The following is a 22,242-nucleotide window of genomic DNA, read 5'->3' on the forward strand; positions in this document are numbered from 1 at the left end:
ACGTGAAAAGTATGCAAAGAGCCGATTGTCTTACCGCAAATTGCTGGAATGAATCCGTGCACCGGGAGATTAACGTACCGGCGGGTCCGTATGCACATCGGTATCAGGAGCTGAAGCAGTCCACCGTGTAAAGGTTACCTGAAATCCCGGCCGGGTGGGGGCACACAGGAAGGGTCCTGCCTGCTTCCCGGTCTCATACTGAAAACGGGCGACCCGGATCGTCCTCCAGGGATGATTCTCCGTTCTGGCTCTGAGGATTACGGCATCCTTCATCCGCGAAGCCCGGAGGGTGATCACCTCACCCGTCCATTCCGGAACAGGTGACAGCGACCAGTCGGAGTAGCCATCGGTCACAACGGCGCCCACATGCGGAATACCATCATTCAGCTCAATGCCGGCTTTGATCCAGACTTCCTCACTATGCCACAGCATAATGCCTGCCTGATCATATAGCTCTGTGAACCCGTCCAGCGAAAAGCTGACCTCCATAGCTTCCGCATCCTCCCAGGGTGCGAGCAAGGCGTGCCCGTTGTCATGCTGGAAGCCGTACATCGTTTTTTGCCAATAATCACTGCCTTCTGCAGCTTCCGCCACAAGTGCTCCTGCTACAACTCTGCTGGACACCGGTTCGTTACTCCATACTCCATCCTGCCACGCTACTATTCTCATTACAGGCTCACCTCTTCTTTCCGTTTTTTCATCATACTGTTGATCTGCTCAGAGCTTAGAATCATAACAATAATATACCCGATCATCACCAGCGGAAGAATCATAAAGCTGCTGCGCGCCGCCACCCAGCCCAGAAGCGGGGGCAGAAAAGCTCCGCCGGTATAGGCCAGAGCCATCTGATAGCCCATAATTTTCTGGGAGTTCGCTTGTCCGAACCGGGCCGGTGTCTCATGCAGCATACAGGGGAAGATCGGTGCCGACCCCAGTCCAATCAGGATAAAAGCAACCAGTGAAAAGACCGCCGGAAGCGGTAAAGCCAGCACCAGCGCACCCAGCATGGATATTGCCAGCCCGCCGCGGATGAGCTCCTTGTTGCTGAACCGGAAGGTAATAAACCCGGTAATCAGCCGCCCGGCCGTAATACCACCGTAATACAATGACACCCAGCCAGCAGCAGTTGCTGCTGAGACACCCTTGACATTAACCAGATAGCTGCTGCCCCAGAGTCCTACCGTGGCTTCCACTCCACAATAGAACAGGAAGGTAATCATCGCCAGCTTCACGCCTTTGATCCGCAGCACATTGCCGGAAGCAGCCTCCGCTGCCATTACCGTCTCTGGCTCGTTCCTGACGTTCTCAGCCTGCGGACTGCTGCTCTTACCTGCCCTTTTCCATAGCGGCAGACTGATAAACAGCAGCACCACAAGCGCAAACTGAATCATGCTGACAGTGAAGTATCCCGATCTCCAGGAATCACCTCCAGCGATATAACGCGACATAATAATTGGTCCGAGCATCGCCCCGATGCCCCAGAAGCAGTGCAGCCAGCTCATATGATGCGCCTTATAGTGGGTAGCCACATAATTGTTCAGCCCTGTATCGATAGAACCGGCTCCCAGCCCCAGCGGCAAGGCCAGCACAGCCAGCCAAACTACGGAAGAAGAGTAAGAGAAGCCGAGCAAGGCCAGAGCCGTCACAGCCACGCTGATAAAAGTAACCATCCCCGTACCCAGCCGTTTCAGCACGGCACTGCTGGCTAAACTAGAAATAATCGTCCCCGCAACTACAATCATGGAGAGCAGTCCTGCTGTCTCAACCGGCGCCCCATAATCCAGCCTCATGATCGGCCAGGCCGCTCCCAGCATGGAGTCCGGCAGACCTAAGCTGATAAATGCCATATAAATAATGATCAAGAATACCGTTGCCATATCGTACCCCGCCTAACCTTCTATTTTAGTCAAATACAGTCTTTGTTCCAAAGTGCCCAGCGTCTGCACAATCATGCCCTGAATGTAATCTGCGGCAAAATCGTCTGACATTCTCACCCTTGGAATTGCAGGATAAGGCAGCGAGGCGCTGCATTTCTTCTCCACGGATAGAAGATGCTCTTCCTTCAGGAAGCTGCCGTACAGCACAACAACATCCGGATTCAGCACACTGCTGACAGCAGCCGCCAGCTTGGCAATTGCATCCGTAAGTGCCTCAAAAGAAGCAATCAGTCCGCCATCTCCCCAGGCAATGCCGAGCGGAATGTTGGCTACCTCTCCGGCGAAGCCGCGTTTCCCCTTATACAGCTTGCCTCCTATAAATATGCCGGCTCCCGGAGCGAAGCGGTCCGGAAAATACAAATAGACAACTGAAGCTGTCTCCTCCTTCATCCTTCGGCAATAGCCAATCACGGCAGCGTTGACATCGTTCTCGATCACTACAGGTTTGCCGTACCGCTGCCGGAAATGCTCTGCCACCGGAACACCGCGCAAGGCTTCGTAATCGGATACAACCATTAGGCCTTCTACTTCCGCACCCGGCAGGCCCAGACCGATAGCCTGTATCAGGGGGTACATCTGCAGCGAGCTGTCAATCACCGCTTCAAAGGCCGCCAAATCGACGCCTGAGACCGCTGTATTATCCTCAAACAGTGTACGTCCGGTCAGCGTAACAACCGTTCTGTGAATGTAGATCACATCCTGCTCTTCATGCGTGAACAGAATCAGCGCCAGGGCATACTCGTCATTGTATATGTATTGCTGTGCAGGCCTCCCTCCGCTGGAGGACACCTGTGCTCCAGCCAGCACCTCATTCTGCGCTTCCAATAGCTGCAGCACAGTGCCCACTGTAACGACACTAAGGCCGCTAACTCCGGCAATCTGCCGTTTGGTTGCCTGCCCGTGTTCCTTCAGCACCTGCCGCACCAGGTTCATATTCACTTCGCGAATGACTAACGCATTGCCGCCAATCTTCTGCATCTGCTTTCACCTCGTTATAATAATACTTTAATAAAGTGTTTTAATAAATGGTTATTTTGAAAAAATTATTAAAATGTTGAATAGCCCGGCAGAGAATCTCTGCCGGGCGGATAGGAACGATTGCTAATTATAGTGGTGCTTAGGCTAACCCTTACAAATCCGGATGCTCATGTTTGGCTTTGAGACGGCTCCAGCGGCGCTGTACCTCATTCTCGAAGCTGCGCAGCGCAGGCTCGTTCTCCGGCTTCAGCAGATGGCGGGTTTTGCCCATAGTCTTCAGCCAGGCGGAGACTTCGATCCGTTTCTCCTTGTCTTCCGGGTTATACGTGATGTTGGTCATGCCCTGCTCTACTTCATAGAGCGGGAAGAAGCAGGACTCAACAGCCAGGGAGACGATATCTGTACCGTCTTTGTCTTCACTCATCCAGTTAAGCGGACAGGCGATCAGAATCTTGCCATAGACGAGACCTTCATTCTGAGCATACCACTGGGCCTTCGCAGCCTTCTTCAGCAGATCCTGCGGGTAAGCTTCACAGCCGGTGAAGACATAAGGAATATTGGTCGCAGCCATAATCTGCGCAGTATCCTTATGCTGGGTCAGCTTACCCTGCTGGGTTTTGCCGATGCTCGAAGTCGAAGTACGGTGTCCGAGCGGTGTGGAATAGGACTGCTGTGCACCAGTATTCATGTAACCTTCGTTATCGTATTCCACGATGATCATCTTGTGGCCGCGCAGTGCAGCGCCGATCGCCGGACCCATACCAATGTCCATACCGCCGTCACCCGTTACCATAACGAAGGTGAAGTCATCCTGCAGGCCCAGGCCGTCCAGCTCGCCGCGGCGTTTGCGTTCCCAGAACATTTCAACCACACCGGACAGCGTAGCTGCACCGTTCTGGAAGAGGTTGTGGATGAACGTTGATTTATGTGACGAATAAGGATAGCCGGTAGTTGTAACCATGGCACAGCCGGTGTGATACAGCGCTACGATATCCCCTTCAATACCTTTGAAGAACAGCTCAAGGCCGGAGAAAATACCACAGCCCGGACATGCGCCATGTCCCGGAGACAAGCGTCTTGGCTTCTTCATCAGAGAGCGGATCGGCGGAATCTTCACGGCCAGCTTACCTGTTTCTTCATTCTTGTTCACCGTAATCAGGCCGGTCTTCAACAGATCAAAGTTCATCGGCTTCAGCAGGCGCTTCGGCGCATTCTCCGGAGCTCCCGGATTGTGGCCGTAGTAATCAAACGGCACTTCTACGCGGTCTGCTACTACTGCATCCATTGCGAGCTGGAAGAAATGATGGCCGTCTTCAGCATAGAAGTCTTTACCGCCTAGTCCGTAGATGCGGCTGATTACCTTAGTGGTCGTGTTGCCGTATGTGAACAGTGCAGCCTTGATTTCGTTAACCATGTTGCCGCCGTGGCCGCCGACGGAATCCGCACGGTCACCGACAGTGATGGCTTTGACGTTCTTCAGCGCTTCAGCAATCTGCTTCTGCGGGAACGGGCGGATCATGTTCGGGGAGATCGCTCCCGCTTTGATTCCTTGCAGACGCAGCTGGTCGACTACATCCTTGATAATCTCCGAAGCGGAGTTCATCAGGAATACGGCCACATCGGCATCCTCCATCCGGTACTGCTCAATCACCCCATAATGGCGGCCTGTCAGCACAGCGAATTCCGCTGCGATCTCTTCAAACACTTCACCGGCATTGTACATGGCTACCGACTGCTGATAACGGTTGTTGATATAATCCGGTTCGTTCATATAAGGACCTACAGTAACAGGGTTATTGCGGTCCAGCGTATCTGTGAAGCCAACTGGCGGCTGCTCGCCTACGAACTTGTGAACATCTTCGCGGTGGGCAAAAGCCTGCACACGGCGCTTCTGGTGGGACGTGAAATAACCGTCAGAAGCAACCATTACCGGAAGGCGTACCTTGGCATGCTCCGCAAGCTTCAATGCCATCAGGTTCATATCATATACGGACTGCGGATCACGGCACATCAGAATCGGCCAGCCGGTGTTAAGGGCGAAATACAAGTCGGAATGGTCACCGTGAATATTCAGCGGACCCGAGATCGAACGGCAGATCAGGTTCATGACCATAGGCATCCGCGTACCTGCTTGTACAGGCAGCTGCTCCAGCATGAACATATACCCTTGCGCGCTGGTAGCATTGAACACGCGGCCGCCTGCTGTCGAAGCGCCATAACAGATCCCTGCGGAGCTGTGCTCGCCGTCGGAAGGCACCAGCATAATATCATGCTGTCCGCTGGCTTTCATGGTATCGAGGAACTGGGCAACCTCCGTTGACGGGGAGATCGGGAAATACCCCATAACATGATAGTTAATCTGATGGGCGGCATAAGCAGCCATTTCATTGCCGGATTCATATAGGAATTTCTGCTCCACTTTGGCGGAGCCTACTTCTTTTTCATAATCAATAGCCACAATTCATTCCACCTTTCTTCCGAAATTTAGACTTGAGTAACCAGATCAAACGTATGCTTCACGGTATGGCTGTCCGCATAGCCTTCCTTCTCCCGGGTGCTGGAGAGCGCCGAGGTCGGGCAGGCGCCGATGCATTTCAGGCAGCCTTTGCAATATTGATAGTCAATGCCGAGCAGGAACATCTGCGAACGGCCCTTACGGTCCAGCCGCTCTTCCCAGACGAAGCATTGATCCGGACATACCGTGTCACACTGTGCGCAATTGATACAGGACTCATTCTCATAGACCGGAAGCATACCGGAACGGGAGATGCTGAGGTTCTTCAGGAAACTGCCGCCCGGGTTCGTGATGGTGCCGCCTATCGGCTGAGTCTCGTAGCCGAGAGCGGAAATATCGGAGCGGACATACACCGGCATGCTATCGCCAGCAGCGAGCTCGAAATGCATGAATTTCACTTCATTATAACCACGGTCAAAGGTCGTAATGGCCGACTGGACCGCCTGCGGATATTTCTTGCCGAGCGATTTCTCAATAACGCCCTTCATAATATCAGTATCCAGGAACGGACAGAGCCGGAACAGCGCGCCTAGCATCGCCATGTTCACCCGGTTCTTCTCTTTCAGTGCGATGCTGGTGGCATCGATTACTGCAATCGTACCGGCCTTCATCTTCAGCAGTTCTTTGAGTTCTTCCGGCGTCTTGGCCGAGTTCACAAGAACGGTACTGTGTTCATGAATTCCGCTGGTTACGTTAACGGTCTTGGCAAGCGCTTCGTGAAAAACACCGACAACATGCGGACGCTCTACCGGGGAGGTATCACGGATATGAGTGTCCATATCGCAGAAACGGATATGAGCTTTAACCGCCGACCCCTTCTTCTCCGAACCATACGATGAAAAACTGACGCCATTGAGTCCTGCGCCGACTACACCCGCTTCCGCAAGCATTTTACCGGCAAGGTTCGCTCCCAGGCCCCCAATAGATTCGAGACGAATCTCAAAGAAGCCGAGCTCATTTACTTTTGGCAATTGTACCACCGACATAACCCCTTTCTTAGTGTCAAGAAGAATAACATCCTTTTGACTTTTTCAACGATTGTAACTTGAAATTGCAAGCCGCGAAGTGACATATCTTGCATTATCCACGCTTTGGGAATCACAATTCTTTATGGATTTCAATGGATTTCTTTATACGCGACAGCGCGGCGTTACTTCAATAGAAGGTAATCTGCCATAAAAACGACAAATTGTGAAAATTGTGTGTAATTCCGCGTTTTCCCAAGGATGATGTGGAACCAATGTCACCCTTAATTTAGCAATAAAATTAAAAATTAAGATGTTAAATTTATCACAGATTTCATGATAAATGTCACAGGCGCCCGGTATAAAAAAGACGAAACCCTTGGTGATGGACACCTTAGGTTTCGTCTTAGGAGTGAATTAAAAATCACTTCCGTTTAGTAAGTCCACCAGTTGCCGGACATCACGATCATGGAGAACAGCTTGATGCTGTCTTCATAATAATCCTCTGCCGCACTGCCTGACGTATGGCTCCAGAGTGAATTCAGCCAGCTCTGGTTCCCTGATGAGGTCATTGCGCTTACACCGAACGGAGCATAGAACGCGCCGTTGTTGTAGCTGCCAAAGGTGGTTCCGTTCAGCTTGTAGCCGTCTTTGATATTGCCCGGAGTACTGCTTACCTTGGTCTTGATCCAGCTGTTCAGCTGGTTCAGCTGGGACAAGGCGCGGTTATCGCCTGTGAGCAAATAATCGGTGGTAATCCGCCATGGTGTGCGGCATGAGTTGTAGTTATAATTGCCGTCGTTGGCATCCTCCAGGAAATTCGCTGCGGCCGGTTTATAGGTGTTACTGGAGTAGACTACGAAATCTGGCAACAGGCCGGTGGAAGAGCTATAACCGGTATATAGGCTGTTAATAATCGTATAGGTCTTATCCGTTACATTCTGCCAGCGGGCATCGCCGGTAGCGGACTGGAAGGCCTTCAAATGGCTGAGCATGAAATCGGAAGGACGGGTTGCTGTATTGTATGAACCGCTGTTTGCCCAGTCCCCCAGGCGAATGGTCCACTGGGTCTGATTGATCTCATTATCCATGATTGCATTAATGATGCTGGTTGCTGCCTGCAGATAGTTGACTGTTCCACTGCTGCCCCATTGTCTGTGAGCCAACAGCAGCGAGTACGCAATATCCATATCACCGTCCGTTGCGGAATCCTCGCCTTCGATATTCTGGAAGCTGCTGTTCTGTTTCCAGGACATCAGATAAGGATTGATGGAGCTTGGATGTGCTGTGTAATAATTGTAGAGTCCGTTATAGTACGTCTGCGCATTGGTGTCGTAACCGGCCATCAGAACAGTGAACAGCATGCCGTAGCCATGCGCTTCGGAGACGGTCTCCCCGTCTGAATTATATTTGACATAATATTTGCCTGTTCCTGCCGGTTTGAGATAAGCGCCTTTCCAGGCATCCCATTTGGTCTTAACCGCATTATCCATAACCGTCTGCGTGACATTATTCGGTTTGATGGTTCCGGCCGTATAAGTCGTATGCTGCGGGAACGGTTTATTCACTGCAGCGAAAGCGGACCCGGCAGGCAGGATAAAGAGCGCCAGACAAAGAAGCATCAGACTTTTCCAGTGCAGCTTGCGTTTCCCTTGCTTATTCATAACGCATTCACTCCTCATGATTTGGTGGATATGGCTTCGAATCCATTGCAATCACAAACGAACTGCCTTAGGAAAAGTTCACCCCCTCACATAGAGTATCCGCCCATCTGTCTGCCGGGCTAAAGTTAAAGCGCTTTAACTTTAGCCCCAAAAAAATATCATTCCTGTAAAAATTGTATTTAAGAACATATTTAATATATTATTCCAGAGAGTTCGTGTCAATGAGCATATGGTCCTGCGTATTACGCGTCTATGAAGATATACGCAGGGGCAGGGGTATGAGCCTGCCTGTCTTTTCCCATTCTGCCCTCGCCCCGGCAAAAAGCCCTCCCGGTCGTGGATTATCCACCAACTGAGAGGGCTAAGTATTAATAAGTCTATGCTTCTGTTGCGATCAGGCTATTCCACATCCGGCATCATATGCTCCGCAATCAGCTGCTGCTTGCGGTTCCACAGCTGCTCGCTGAGATTCACGCGGAATACTTCAGGGTTCAGCTTACGCAGGTACTCCGGCCAGAACAGATCCAGCTGCTCCTGATGGTAGCGGCGGATCTCGTTCAGATCCGGCAGCTGATAGACCTGGAAGCCGTTCACCACAATCGGCTCCAGCATCGGCAGCGCCTCGTAGTGCTCCACATGTTTTCTCATATACGGATGCAGCGGATTGAACAGCTTGAGCCGGACACCGTTGCGCGGCGCCTCTTCCCCGGAGAAGCTGATGTAATCCGCCAAGGCTTTGCCGTTCTGCCCGATAATGCGGTAAACGGCTTTTTTGCCGGGAGTCGATACCTTCTCGGGATTGGAGGAGATCTTGATGGTTGGAATCATCTCTCCGCTTGGAGATTCAATCTCGACCAGCTTGTAGACTCCGCCGAGAGAAGGCTGATCGGAAGCTGTAATCAGCTGGGTTCCAACCCCCCACGTATCAATAGCCGCGCCTTGCGACTTCAAGTTCATGATCGTGTTCTCATCCAGGTCATTGGAGGCAACGATCTTCACATATTGCAGTCCGGCTTCATCAAGCATTTGCCGGGCTTTACGGGACAGGTAGGCCAAGTCACCGCTGTCGAGCCGGATGCCGTTCATCCGTTTGCCCTGCGCCTCCAGCTTCTTGGCAGTATTTATTGCATTCGGCACACCGCTGCGCAGAGTATCGAAGGTATCGACGAGCAGGGTAACGCCGTCCGGCATGACTCTGGCGTAAGCGTCGAAGGCTTCCTGTTCGCTCGGGAAGCTCTGCACCCAGGAATGGGCATGGGTGCCCTTCGTAGGAATGCCGAACATTTTGCCGGCCAGCATGTTGGAGGTCGCATGGAAGCCACCCACATACGCTGCCCGGGCTCCCCATACGGCCGCATCTGCTTCCTGCGCACGCCGCGTTCCGAACTCAAGCAGCGTATCATTCGGAGCCACCTGCTTGATCCGGGAGGCCTTGGTCGCGATCAGCGTCTGGTAGTTCATGAAGTTCAGGATGGCTGTCTCCACCAGCTGAGCCTCCATAATCGTGCCTTCCACGCGGATCAGCGGCTCATCCGGGAAGACAAGCGCGCCTTCCTTCATCGAATGAATGCTGCCCTGGAAATGGAACTGCAGCAGCTCCTCCAGAAACGCCGGTGCATAATTCTCCTCCTGCTCCGACAAGTAGCGGATATCATCCTCTGTAAACCGCAGTTCAGCAATATACTGGGCGATCCGCTCCAGGCCTGCAAATACCGCAAACCCGTTGCCGAACGGCAGCTTGCGGAAATAAGCTTCAAACACAGCCCGGCGTTTGTGTGTGCCGTTAACCCAGTGGGCGTACATCATATTAATCTGATATTTGTCTGTATGTAGAGCAAGTTCTCTCCTCAAGTCCTCATCTCCTAATAGTTGCACTGCTGTAGCGGGATCTGCAGTTGCTGTTGTGTTGGTTCTCTAAGCGGATGTAACAACCTTCGCTCCGAGGCTGCCCCGGAAATGTCCCAGCGCCCAAGTGTGGCCGTCCGGGTTGAAGCTGGCTACCGCATCCTCGTGTACAATAATGCTGAATCCCAGATTGTACGCATCCACTGCCGTATGCAGCACACAGATATCCGTACATACTCCGATCAGGTGCAGCTCGGTAATGCCGCGTTCACGCATCTTCAGCGCGAGATCCGTGCCGCTAAAAGCGCTGTACCGGGTTTTGTCCATCCAATAGATGTCTCCGCGGTTCGCTTCGTATACGGCCTTCAGGCTGCCGTAGAGCTCACGTCCCTGACTGCCCCGCAGATTATGCGGCGGGAATAACTTACTCTCCGGATGATATGGATCATCTGCTTCATGCAGGTCAACAGCCATCACAACATAATCCCCGCTCTGCACGAACTGTTCCGTGAGCTGGCTAACCCTTGGTGCAATGTCGATACCGGGCTGCCCAACCGGCAGACTTCCGTCAATGAAATCATTGGTGAAATCAATTACGATGAGTGCTCTCATAAGCAGACCGCCTCCTAAAAGTGTTGTGAGCTTAAGCTTTCCTGCTGCTTAGGTATAAATCGATAATAAAGGTTCATGGTCCGTGAACATATAGAGCTGTGCCGGACGCTGGGAGTATTGATTGGAGCTGAGCGGATTGCCCGCTTCATCACTTACTTCCTTTAATATACCCTGCCGGCTGCGTGTTGACGTAATTTTACGGATAAAATTCGGTTCTTTGAATTCAGGCACGACCGTCTGGATCACCTGATACAGCTCACTCAGTGTGAAATGGCGCGGCAGAAACTGCCGTGCAATCGTGGTCTGCAGCATTTGCTGCTGAATCCGCAGATAAGCATCGGTAATAATATCATGGTGGTCAAAAGCCAGCTCCAGCTCCTCCAGCGCTTCCTGCAGGGTGAACAGGCCAACCTCCCCTGCATCATCAGAGGCCTGACGCTGCTCCAGCATCCACTCCTCGACCAGTGCAAAAAACGCATGGCTGATGATCCAGCCGCGCGGATCGCGCCCCGGCTTGCTGTAGACACCGAGATATTCCAAATGGCCGCCGTCTACGCCGGTCTCTTCCTTCAGCTCGCGCGTAGCCGCATCATAGATCGATTCATCTTCCTGGCAAAAGCCGCCCGGCAAAGCCCACATGCCTGCATAGGGCCATTTCTTGCGCCGGATCAGCATAACTTTCAGCTCCCGCAGCGGGAGTGTCTTCGTGACCGTCTTCCGTTCGCGTTTGGTCAGCGTAAACATGACAATATCCGCCGGAACGCCGTCCGGAGTGCGGTATTTTTTGGCGTTATAGGTTTGTTCCACGTTCTCGCTCACTTTAGATCATCCTTTGCCGCAGCTATATTTGCTGTTCGTATCTTTTAATGTACCAAACCTGTCCTCTTAAAATCAACCGCAAGAACGCGCAATATATGAAAAAGGGACGGATTCTCATCCGCCCCGGGGGTATTCAATTAGTCACCGCAAGTGGATGGAGGCGCTTCTGTGCCTGCTTCCACATTGATTTTGTCCGAGACGGTATCCCTGATGACCGAGATAACCAGCTGCAGCAGGTAGTTAATGTCGCTCTGGCTCTGCTGGAACTCATTCACGACCGGAATACTGTCGATTTCATCCTGCAGCACTTCAATTTCCTGTTCAATCTTGGCGACCATCGCCTGATTCTTGAAGCTCTCAAAGGCCACAATCTCCTTCTGCTTCTTCTTAATGGTAGCAATCAAACCCTGCACACGATCGTGATTCAGAATTTTCTGCTCGGCCTGCTGGAAATGCCGGACCTCTTCACTGGTGGAGATGAGTGTAGCCAGCTCCTTCGCTTTGCCCATAATATCCTCTCTTACGATTAAATCACGGGTGTTGTGGGTCTGCATGCCGTATTCATTCAAACGCGCATCTTCCTGGCTCATTCTTCTCGCCCCATTTCTCTATAATTAGAGGACTGCTGCGGCTTCCGCCAGATAGTCCCCTTTGATGTACCATGTCTTCGTACTGGTAATTCTCACCTGCACCATCGTGCCGATCAGTGACGGCGGGCCTTCGAAATGCACCAGCTTGCTGTCACGGGTACGTCCGGCGAGTACATTGATGTTGTTCTTGCTCTCGCCTTCCACCAGTACCTCGACCAGCTTGCCGAGCATCCGCTCATTCCCCAGCCTGCTCTGCTCTTTGATCAGATCGTTCAGACGCTGCAGGCGTGCGCTCTTGACCTCTGCCGGAACGTTATCTTCCATAGCAGCAGCCGGAGTACCTTCACGCGGAGAATAAATGAAGGTATATGCCATATCATACCCTACTTCGCGCACCAGCGACAGTGTCTCCTCGAACTGCGCTTCGGTTTCACCCGGGAAACCGACGATAATATCGGTAGTCAGTACCGCATCCGGCACGCCTGCTTTGATCTTGCGGACCAGCTCCAGATAAGCTTCACGGGTATACTTGCGGCTCATCCGCTTCAGGACAGCTGTACTTCCCGACTGCACGGGCAGATGTATATGCTCCACCAGATTGCCGCCCTTGCCGAGCACTTGAATCAATTTATCGTCAAAATCACGGGGATGCGACGTCATGAAGCGGATACGGGGAATATCGATCCCCCGCATGTCGTCCATCAGGTCCCCGAATGTATAGTCAATGTCGGTAAAATCCTTCCCGTAGGCGTTTACATTCTGCCCCAGCAGCGTAACTTCCTTGAAGCCCTGACGGGCCAGCTCGCGCACTTCGGCAATGACATCTTCAGGACGCCGGCTGCGCTCTTTGCCCCGTGTAAACGGTACAATGCAGTATGTACAGAACTTGTCACAGCCGTACATAATATTCACCCAGGCGCGCAAACCCTCTCTTTTCTTCGGCAGATTCTCAATAATGTCGCCTTCCTTGGACCAGACCTCGATGACCAGCTCCCTGCTGAACACCGCTTCCTTAATCAGCTCCGGCAGCCGGTGGATATTATGCGTACCAAAAATCATATCCACGAAACCATACCGGTTCATGATCCGGTTAACCACGCCTTCTTCCTGGGACATGCAGCCGCAGATCCCGAGCAGCAGCCCCGGCTTCTCCAGCTTGAGCGATTTGAGATGACCCAGCTCTCCGAACACCTTATCTTCCGCATTCTCGCGGATTGCACATGTATTTAATAGAATAAGATCAGCATCTCTGCGGTCATCAGCCGCACGGTAACCCAGTTGCTCCAGCATACCCTTCATCGTTTCGGTATCATGCTCATTCATTTGGCAGCCGTAGGTGGTGATATGATAGGTTTTGCCTCGGCCGAAATCCTCCATCTCCGGCGGAATCTCGAAATGGTAGAGCACCTCGATCTCTTCCTTGCCGCGGCGCTTGCCTTCCCTGTAATCGGGCTGGCTGTTTATCTGAACGTTTCTTCCTTTTATGCGATAGGTGGTCTTGCCCTCTTGCTCACTTATCACTTTAGCATCGGTAAAATCAAAATACTTGGAGTAATCCTTGCCCTTGGTGGAGTTGAAGTCCGCTGAGTTCCGGTTCTCCTTCGTCATCAGATTTACACTTCCTTTATAAGTAATTCATGAATTCAGATACACCCGCAATCAATTCAAAATTATATCACAGATAAGGATAATCTAACCATCTAATCCATTGATACGATTCAGCCTTTTATATAACAATTCTGGATTTGGGCCGGCAGGATGAGGAAAATGTGCTATGCGAAAAAATTTCCTGAATGACAAAAAAAGCCCGCAACAAGGCCGAGCTTCTCCTGAATCTTACGTTTAATGATGCGGCATAAGCTCTTGGATACTGTACTTCTCCACTCCATTTCCTGTTTGCACCAGAACCTGAATATCCGGCGCATAACGTACCAGCATCTCCCGGCAATTGCCGCATGGAGGAAGCAGAATCCCTCCTTCGCTTTGCGTTCTGGTAGCAACGATAGTCTCGAACTCCCGTTCCCCTGCCGTAATTGCAGCACCGATTGCAATAAACTCTGCACAGGAGCCATGAATCGAGTACAAGTTGACTCCGGTATAGATTTTACCATTCTTACAACGCACCGCTGCCCCTACCGTATGACGTTCATTCACTTCATCGAAGTTGCGGTCTATTACCTTAATGGCTTCCTGGATCAGTTCCAGATCTCTCTGTTCAACCTTCATATGTAATCTCTCAGTCCCTTTTTTTATGTTTTTTTCTCTGTGATATAAACAAACCTGTTAACGTAAGTACAATACCAAATACGGAGGCTCCTGTCATTTTTTCCTGAAGGACAATAACAGAGGTAACTACGGTAATTACGGGAACCATGTAAATGTATATACTCGTTTTTATGGCGCCCAATATTTTAACCGCAGAATTCCACGTTACAAAGCAAAGCGCAGATGCTGCCAACCCCAGAAACAGGATGTTAAACAGATGGGCTGGTGTCAGCAGTTCATTCAGGGTTGGCTTAAATCCGAAAATGAATAAGGACGGAACCATAAATACCAATCCATATAAGAAAATTCTCCGTGTTACCTGAATCGTATTATATTGAAACCCGCTGATTTTCTTCGTCAGAATAGAATAGACGGCCCATACCACGGCAGCCAAAACGGCCAAAATATCCCCCAATGGATGTATTTGCAGGTTATTGCCTCCTTGAAGGCTAATAAAAAGAATGCCGATAACTGCAATTAAAAACCCTATAAAAAACCGAGTTTGCAATTTCTCTCCGTCTAAAAACCGGTGTGCAAAAATAGCAGTAAAAAACGGAGCAATAGAAATGATAACACCTACATTGGAAACAAGTGTATAGGTTAATGCAATATTTTCAAGCAGATAGTATAGCGTAACGCCACACAAACCCGCTCCGGCAAAATATAGCTCATGCTTGAATTCCTTGACTTTGAGCCTATGAGGGCAAGCAAGAAGTAACACAAGAAAACCAATGGCAAACCTCAGAAATAATATTTCAATAGGAGTTAGTACATCTAACAGTATCTTGGTGGATATAAAAGTCGTGCCCCATATAAAAATCGTAATAAATGCCAACAGATGTCCCTGAATCTCTTTGTTTCTATCCATGATAACCCTCTCTATAACCAAAGTCAGTTTTGTGCAGCCTTAAAAATATTCATATATTGTTTTGGGGTAAGCCCTATAAATTTTTTGAAAAAGTTAGAGAAATGGCTTTGGTCGGTAAATCCGGTCTGTATCGCAACATCAATAGGCTTGATACCCTGCTCCAGCATTTTCTTTGCCTTGTCAATCCGGATGGTTTCCAGATAGCTGTAGGGCGATATACCCTTTTGCTTGGTAAAGGAACGGAGCAGGTAGTACTTACTCAGCCCCGTCAAATTGCACAGGTCAGCCAGCGAGATATTATCCATGTAGTGCTTCTCTAAGAATTCACCGACCGCCTTTACTTCTGCGCTTTGCCCTGTATTCTCCGCCGGCACTGCCTGCTCTGTATAGTCTTCAATCAGCTGCTCCAGTAGGAAGAAAAAGCTCTCCTCTTTTCTAAAGTCTCTTTCTTCCTCCATCAGCATTTGGTGCAGCTCCCGGAGTACAGGAACCCATTCGCTGTGAAAAATAACCTGAGGCGTAAAATAGGGCAGATACTCTTTTCCTGTTATATCTAAGACTGCCTTACTCATAATTTCCGGTTGAATATTGATGCAGCGATAATCCAGCGTTCGGCCGTCAATCTGTTCGCAAGCGTGATTATCGCGGGGGTTAAAGAGAAGGAGATCACCCGGCTCTATAGTGTATTCTTTATTTTTGCAGGACAAAAACCGCTGACCTTGTTCGATATATCCAATCACATAATACTCATGAAAATGGTTAGGGAATTTCTGCATAATTCCTTGAAAGTGGTAGGCTTCAACTTTTAATTCAGCGTTGTATTTTACGGTCCGCATTTCCTGTTTCATCATTCGTCTTCCCTTCCTACTTGTTTCATGCTCAGTATACTATAGGTGATGATAGTGTTCTTGTATGATATTGCTCTTCCAATGCTGCAACTTCGGCGTGCCGTGGCCATTCAGGAGTATATCCCGCCGCAAAAAAAGCCCGGCCTAAGAGTAAGGCTCCGGACTTATTCATTAAACACTGCTTGCCATAACCGGCCTCAGCCCCCAAGCCTATAGATCAGAATCGATGCATTGGAGTTGATCTGTGTTCCTCCAGCTAAGGTCTGCAATGTGACTGCCGCGGCACTGGAATGGTTCCTTAACGTGATTACATCGCCAGTGACTGCAGAGATAATCACCATTCCCGGATTAGGCTGGGTTCCCGCTCCTGAACCGTAGACGCTGCCCCCTACTGGAGCACCATTCAGATACAAAGTGAACTGATTCGCTTCAACTGCATTGACAATGAAGATTACCGCATAATCTCCGGAATTCTCCACGTTAATAGCGGCTGTATTAGGGGTATGGCTGAAGCCGACAAGACTCTCATTACTGTCAAACGTAACATCCGCTTCGGTCGCGACACTCTGGGCACCTGTGTTGAAAATATAGGCATAGGATGATGACACGCTGCCTGTGGCTCCAGTAGCACCCGCTAATCCCGTCGCGCCTGTTCCCCCTGTCAACCCTGTAGCACCCGTGAACCCCGAAGCACCGATAGTCCCCGGCAATCCTGTAGCTCCTGTTGCTCCTGTTGCTCCCGGTAATCCCGTAGCACCCGTGAACCCCGTGGTTCCGGTTGCGCCAGTGATTCCTCCCCCGGTTTCACCCAGTAACTCCTGAGATACCAGCCGGTGTGCGGTCACCAGCTGTCCTGCAGAATTTTTGCCCCATACGGACACCTGGGCTTCGGGCTCTGCGATTCCTGTTGTGCTGAACACAAACTCGAATGCATCCAGATCCGCAAAGTAATCCCTGGTGATCACCTGAAACGGTCCGACACTTAATTCTTCTTGCACATACAAGGTGCGGAATCCAATCAGGCTGTAGCCCAAGATAAGAACATCGAATTCTTCGGTTGTATTGCGGCCGTCTATTTTGACTGTTACCGATTGAGTCGGGCGGGTACCTGTGCTGATTACCACATTGTTCTCGATAGGTCCCGTTGATAGAATCGCCATATCTCACTCTCCTTCTTCTGAATTTACAAGGTTCTCCTAATAGCAATATTCGAGAGAAAGGTAAGGGTGCTCGGACAATGGCATTATTTCAGGAAATTGGACAGTAGTACAGAGTAATGGGGCTGGTGTGCGCAAAAAACACCCGATGCGGATGGACATTAGCGGATAAACACGAGGTTCGCCGCAATTCCCAATACATCAGGTGTTCTAGTTCAAACTATATTAGTTAGTATTCTTAGTATAATGTCTTGGTTGCGTCGGAGGTGAAATGAATGATCTCACCAATTCTGCCAGCCTGCACTTTAGCAGCCCACGCCGGATCGCTGATCAGAGCTCTGCCTACCGCAACAAGATCGAACTCTGCCTTGTCCAGCCGCTCCAGCAGAAGGTCAATATTATCTTCCTGATTCTTCTCGGTTACCGGGCTGGGAAAAGCACTGTCAAGTCCCACAGAGCCTACCGTGATCGTCGGTTTGCCGGTGATCTTCTTCGTCCAGCCTGCCAGATTAAGATCAGACCCTTCGAACTCCGGCTGCCAGAAACGCCGGGTGGAGCAGTGGAAGATATCCACACCCGCATTGCTGAGCGGTGTCAGGAAGCGGGCCAGATCTTCAGGCGTCTCCACAAGTCTGGCGTCATAATGGCCGCCCTTCCACTGCGAGAAGCGGAGCACAATCGGGAAGTCCGGTCCTACCGCACGGCGGCAGGCATCGATCACTTCAACCGCGAAGGTGGTCCGTGCCTCAAGATCACCGCCATATTCATCGGTACGGCGGTTGGTCTTCTCCCAGAAGAACTGGTCGATCAGATAACCGTGGGCCCCGTGTAATTCAATGCCGTCGAAGCCAATGGCCTTGGCATCTTTGGCCGCCTTGGCAAAGGCGCTGACAATCCCCTGAATTTCATTCTTGGTCATCGGCTCGGTAACTTGCTCTCCGGCCAGATTAAGCCCTGAAGGACCGATAGGAAGCGCTGAAGCATTAGGCAATTCACCGATGCTCCGGGCCATACCGACATGCCACAGCTGCGGAATAATCTTGCCTCCAGCAGCATGCACTTCCTTGACTACCTGCGCCCATCCCTCCAGAGAGGCTTCGCCGTGGATATTCGGAATATCCTGGTGGCTGACCGCCGCCGGATGATCGATAGCTGTTCCTTCAGTAATGATCAGACCAACGCCGCCTTCCGCCCGGCGGCGGTAATAAGCCGCTACCTCCGGACTAGCCACGCCTCCTGGAGACTGCACCCGTGTCATCGGTGCCATTACTACACGGTTGGTCAGGGACAGGCCCCCTCCCTCAAAGGGTTCAAACAATTTATCGGTATTCATGATCGGCCTCCATTTCATACTTTGATTACTTTAAGTAAGTATAGTATGACTGTTCTCAGCGGCAAATGCAAATGAATGAACACCGGGAATATGCCAAAAGCCGGAAACTAGCAGCCATGCTGCATTGTCCGGCTTTCGTAGCATTCTCAAAACTTCATGATCCTAATTAACCTACAGGTCCAGAACGCCGGCCTTCGGAGTTACACGGAATGCTGCGGCCAGATCGGCCAGCTGCTGATCCGTGATTTTCTGTTTGATTTCACGTCCGCCGATCAGGTTGTAGACAATTGCCGCTTTTTCAATGGTTTCTACCAGACCGAAGGTAGCATCCATGGTAGCGCCCGTAACAAAGATACCGTGCTGCGGCCAAATCACCACACGATAGTCTTTCATTTTATCCGCAGTAGCCCGGCCGATATCACTGCTGCCCGGAACCATCCAAGGAATGACGCTGACGCCATCCGGGAAGACAACCAGACATTCTGTGCACATTTCCCACAGGGTCTTGGTGAACTTCAGTTCATCCAGATCATGGGTGAAGGTCATGGCAATCACATTCGTTGCATGGGTATGCAGCACGATGCGGTGCGAAGGATCTACCTTCAGCCGTTCAATATGGCTCATGAAGTGGGAAGCAAGCTCACTGGTCGGTACAGCGCCGTTCCGCAGACCCCACAGAACCTCTACACTCTCCCCGCTGTCACTGACACGCAGCACACCTAGGTTGGCTTCCGGGTCCTTAATGACATTACGGAAGTACTTGCCGGAGCCAGTTACGATGAAGTATTTGCCGGACAGCTCAGTTACAGGGAAGGTAAGGGCGATTGTACGCAGCGGCTCGCGGATGTTAATGTATTTGGCAACGTCTTCTTCATCCAGCAGATAACTGACGTTGCCTCCGTTCAGCTCATCCCAGCCCAGGGACCACATGTGGTGGGTGATTTCGGACATTTCCCGGATAAACGGTGCTTCAACGCCGGCGATATAACCTTTGGATTCTACTACTGAAGTACTCATATGTTATCTCTCCTCTATATGCACGTATAAGTGCGTGGATACTTGTCATTCGGTAATTACAAAAGTGCTAATCTATCTTGCAGCCAGTACTTCCTGCTCGTAGCTCTTCACTTCAGCCAGCCATTGCTCCCGGACCGGAGTGCCCTGTGATGCGCAGTAGTAATCCCAGACTGCGCCGAACGGATAGGACTTGAATTCTTCTACCAGCGCGAGGCGTGAAGTATAGTCTCCTGCCAGCTCAATGGCGCGAAGCTCCTCAACCGGCTCCAGCATAGCGCGCAGCAAAGCCTTTATGGTGTTGCGTGTACCGATTACCCAAGCTGCGAGATGATTGATGCTGCCGTCGAAGAAATCAAGGCCGATGTTCGTGCGCGGCAGCAAATCTCCGCGAACCAGTTCACGGGCGATTTCCAGCAGCTCATCGTCCATGGTGACGACATGATCGCTGTCCCAGCGTACCGGTCTGCTGACATGCAGCAGCAGCTGTTCTGTGAACATCAGGATCGAGCTGAGTTTATTGGAGATGACTTCCGTCGGATGGAAATGTCCGGCATCCAGACAGATCGCCTTGCCGCGGGTCAGTCCATAACCCATGTAGAATTCATGTGATCCGACAACATAGCTCTCAGAACCAATCCCGAACAGCTTGCTCTCAAGTGCATCAATATTGTACTGCGGATCAATTTCCTCACTGAAAATTTCATCCAGGGATTCCTTAAGACGCACACGCGGTGCCAGGCGGTCAACCGGAGTATCCTTGTAGCCGTCCGGTACCCAGAAATTCGTTACACAGGGCTGTCCCAGCTCGCGGCCGAAATACTCAGCAATCCGGCGGGAAGCCTTACAGTGCTTGATCCAGAAATTGCGGATTTCGTCATTGGCATGACTCAGGGTGAAGCCGTCAGCAGCCTTAGGATGCGAGAAACAGGTTGGATTGAAATCCAATCCCAGTCCCTGCTCTTTCGCCCACTCTAGCCAGCTTGCGAAGTGGTGCGGTTCCAGCTCATCGAGATCGACCTGTTCGTCCGTATCAGCATAGATTGCATGCAGATTGACTTTATGTTTACCCGGAATCAGCGACAGGGCTTTCTCCAAATCCTTGCGCAGCTCATCCGGTGTGCCGGCACGTCCGGGATAGCTGCCGGTTACAGCAATCCCGCCGCTAAGCTCTTTGTCTTTGAACAAGAAACCTTGAACATCATCGCCTTGCCAGCAATGTACAGAAATTTTGATCTTCGCAAGCTTCTCCAGAACCTCATCTACGTTAATTCCATGGGCTGCGTATAATTTCTTCGCTTCGTTATAGCTGTTTGTGATGCTCTGATCCATGCTGTTGCCTCCTAAAAGTTTTATATATTCTCAATCGTACTTGCCGCAGAATGGAGCTCATCCCAGCGGGCCAGCAGCTGATCCAGCTGAGGAACCGGCCGAGGCAGATACGACTTGATTGCAAAGGAAGTGCCGATGACGTCCCGGGCTTCATGGATGTCGGCCATACGGCCTGACTGAATCATCTGCACGGCCAGGTTGCCCAGTGCCGTTGATTCTGTCGGGCCTGCCAGTACTTCTCTGCCGATAATATCGGCGGTCAGCTGACACAGCAGTTCATTATTGGCGCCGCCGCCGACGATCTGCAGAACTTCAATTCCTTGGCCTGTAAGGCCTTCAAGCTCGGCCAGATAGCTGCGGTAGGACAGTGCCAGACTGTCAAAGATACAACGGGCTAATTCGCCCGGCGTCTCTGGAACAGGCTGGCCGCTCTCCGCGCAGGCCTGGCGAATCTCTTCTATCATATGGTCCGGGTTGAGGAAACGCGGGTGGTTGCATGGAATCAGGCTGCGGAAGCCTTCGCTGCCCGCGGCCATTGAAGCCAGCTCAGCGAAGCTGTATCTTCCTCCATCCAATCTCCGTACTTCCTGGATCAGCCAAAGGCCCATAATGTTCTTCAGGAAACGGTAGGTGCCGTAAGCTCCCCATTCGTTCGTATAATTGGCTGCCATGGCTCTGCTGTCATTAATCGGATGATCCAGCTCCACCCCGAGCAGTGACCAGGTGCCGCTGCTGATGTAAGCTGAGGATCTGCCTTGCTGCGCAGGCACACCGAGCACGGCAGAAGCCGTGTCATGCGTGGCGGCACAGATTAGGCGGCACTGCGGCAGATCATACTGCTGCACCAGCTCCGCCGTGATGAAGCCGAGATCTTCTCCCGGCTCCGTAAGCGGTGCGAACTGCTCTCTGCGGAGATGCAGGAAGGATAGCAGCTCCGGATCAAAGTCACGGGTGGCAAGGTTCAGCAGCTGCATCGTGGAGGCATTGGTCACCTCGTTGATTTTGCGGCCGCTGAGTCTATAGGAGAGATAATCCGGCACCATCAGAATCTGATCTGCTGCTTCCAGCTCTTCCCGGTCATGCGCATACAGCTGATACAGCGTATTGAAGCTCAGCTGCTGAATCCCTGTCTTGGCGTAAACCTTCTCCGGGGAGAGCAGCCGGCCGACTTCCTCCATAACCCCATCAGTGCGGCGGTCACGGTAGGCGTATACTTCCCTGATCCGCTTGCCTTCCGCATCCAGCAGTACATAATCCACGGCCCAGGTATCAATTCCGATTGTACATTCAGTAATTCCCGCGGTTTTCGCTTGATGAAGTCCGCTGATAATTTCATTAAACAAATAATCAATGTCCCAGAAGCAGGAGCCCTCCTGCTCGGTGAATCCATTGCTGAAACGGTGAAGCTCCTCCAGCTTGAGACTCCCGTCCACGAGGGTTCCGAGTACAAGCCGCCCGCTGGAGGCGCCGATATCGACGGCGATATGATTGTTCATAGGG

Annotated in this window: 19 protein-coding genes; all 19 read right to left on the minus strand. The window is 51.3% G+C overall.

Annotated features, from left to right (window positions below):
* Positions 1-69: 69 nt before the first annotated feature.
* A complete protein-coding gene (locus GC101_RS02705; protein WP_171715996.1) occupies positions 70-669 on the minus strand; it encodes a DUF1349 domain-containing protein in 600 nt (199 codons plus the stop codon).
* The gene (locus tag GC101_RS02710) at positions 669-1,877 is read right to left on the minus strand and encodes an MFS transporter (protein WP_171715997.1); all 1,209 of its coding nucleotides are present in this window, start codon (positions 1,875-1,877) and stop codon (positions 669-671) included. The genes GC101_RS02705 and GC101_RS02710 overlap by 1 nt, the downstream gene beginning before the upstream one ends.
* Before the next feature lie 12 nt (positions 1,878-1,889).
* Positions 1,890-2,915 (minus strand): ROK family transcriptional regulator, encoded by a 1,026-nt coding sequence (locus GC101_RS02715; protein ID WP_171715998.1) that lies wholly within the window; start codon positions 2,913-2,915, stop codon positions 1,890-1,892.
* A 151-nt stretch (positions 2,916-3,066) separates the two neighbouring features.
* The gene (locus GC101_RS02720; protein ID WP_171715999.1) at positions 3,067-5,373 is read right to left on the minus strand and encodes a thiamine pyrophosphate-dependent enzyme; all 2,307 of its coding nucleotides are present in this window, start codon (positions 5,371-5,373) and stop codon (positions 3,067-3,069) included.
* A gap of 26 nt (positions 5,374-5,399) precedes the next feature.
* Positions 5,400-6,410 carry a 2-oxoacid:acceptor oxidoreductase family protein gene (locus tag GC101_RS02725; protein ID WP_042137960.1) on the minus strand — a complete coding sequence of 337 codons (1,011 nt, stop codon included), beginning with the start codon at positions 6,408-6,410 and terminating at the stop codon, positions 5,400-5,402.
* 419 nt (positions 6,411-6,829) lie between these two features.
* Positions 6,830-8,059 carry a family 8 glycosyl hydrolase gene (locus tag GC101_RS02730; protein ID WP_171716000.1) on the minus strand — a complete coding sequence of 410 codons (1,230 nt, stop codon included), beginning with the start codon at positions 8,057-8,059 and terminating at the stop codon, positions 6,830-6,832.
* 399 nt (positions 8,060-8,458) lie between these two features.
* On the minus strand, positions 8,459-9,910 hold the full coding sequence (locus GC101_RS02735) for a nicotinate phosphoribosyltransferase (RefSeq protein WP_081972130.1): 1,452 nt from the start codon (positions 9,908-9,910) through the stop codon (positions 8,459-8,461).
* 63 nt (positions 9,911-9,973) lie between these two features.
* Complete coding sequence (locus GC101_RS02740) at positions 9,974-10,516, minus strand: cysteine hydrolase family protein (protein ID WP_171716001.1); 543 nt, start codon at positions 10,514-10,516, stop codon at positions 9,974-9,976.
* A 48-nt stretch (positions 10,517-10,564) separates the two neighbouring features.
* Entirely contained in the window at positions 10,565-11,335 is a 771-nt protein-coding gene (locus tag GC101_RS02745; protein WP_039304691.1) for an NUDIX domain-containing protein, read from the minus strand.
* 137 nt (positions 11,336-11,472) lie between these two features.
* Positions 11,473-11,925, minus strand: coding sequence for a YlbF/YmcA family competence regulator (locus GC101_RS02750; protein WP_171716002.1), 453 nt, complete (start codon positions 11,923-11,925; stop codon positions 11,473-11,475).
* Positions 11,926-11,949: 24 nt separating this feature from the next.
* On the minus strand, positions 11,950-13,533 hold the full coding sequence (gene miaB / locus GC101_RS02755) for a tRNA (N6-isopentenyl adenosine(37)-C2)-methylthiotransferase MiaB (RefSeq protein WP_171716003.1): 1,584 nt from the start codon (positions 13,531-13,533) through the stop codon (positions 11,950-11,952).
* Between the two features lie 234 nt (positions 13,534-13,767).
* On the minus strand, positions 13,768-14,151 hold the full coding sequence (locus tag GC101_RS02760; RefSeq protein ID WP_171716004.1) for a cytidine/deoxycytidylate deaminase family protein: 384 nt from the start codon (positions 14,149-14,151) through the stop codon (positions 13,768-13,770).
* Between the two features lie 10 nt (positions 14,152-14,161).
* Entirely contained in the window at positions 14,162-15,058 is an 897-nt protein-coding gene (locus GC101_RS02765) for a DMT family transporter (protein WP_171716005.1), read from the minus strand.
* Positions 15,059-15,081: 23 nt separating this feature from the next.
* Complete coding sequence (locus tag GC101_RS02770; protein ID WP_171716276.1) at positions 15,082-15,906, minus strand: AraC family transcriptional regulator; 825 nt, start codon at positions 15,904-15,906, stop codon at positions 15,082-15,084.
* A 197-nt stretch (positions 15,907-16,103) separates the two neighbouring features.
* Positions 16,104-17,066, minus strand: coding sequence for a BclA C-terminal domain-containing protein (locus tag GC101_RS36470; RefSeq protein WP_171716006.1), 963 nt, complete (start codon positions 17,064-17,066; stop codon positions 16,104-16,106).
* Between the two features lie 235 nt (positions 17,067-17,301).
* A complete protein-coding gene (locus GC101_RS02780) occupies positions 17,302-18,396 on the minus strand; it encodes an NADH:flavin oxidoreductase (RefSeq protein WP_171716007.1) in 1,095 nt (364 codons plus the stop codon).
* A gap of 171 nt (positions 18,397-18,567) precedes the next feature.
* A complete protein-coding gene (rhaD, locus tag GC101_RS02785; RefSeq protein ID WP_171716008.1) occupies positions 18,568-19,413 on the minus strand; it encodes a rhamnulose-1-phosphate aldolase in 846 nt (281 codons plus the stop codon).
* A gap of 72 nt (positions 19,414-19,485) precedes the next feature.
* Positions 19,486-20,742 (minus strand): L-rhamnose isomerase, encoded by a 1,257-nt coding sequence (gene rhaA, locus GC101_RS02790; RefSeq protein ID WP_171716009.1) that lies wholly within the window; start codon positions 20,740-20,742, stop codon positions 19,486-19,488.
* A 20-nt stretch (positions 20,743-20,762) separates the two neighbouring features.
* On the minus strand, positions 20,763-22,238 hold the full coding sequence (gene rhaB, locus GC101_RS02795) for a rhamnulokinase (protein ID WP_171716010.1): 1,476 nt from the start codon (positions 22,236-22,238) through the stop codon (positions 20,763-20,765).
* Between the last annotated feature and the right edge of the window lie 4 nt (positions 22,239-22,242).

Source organism: Paenibacillus phytohabitans, assembly GCF_013141775.1.
Taxonomy (GTDB): domain Bacteria; phylum Bacillota; class Bacilli; order Paenibacillales; family Paenibacillaceae; genus Paenibacillus_AQ; species Paenibacillus_AQ phytohabitans.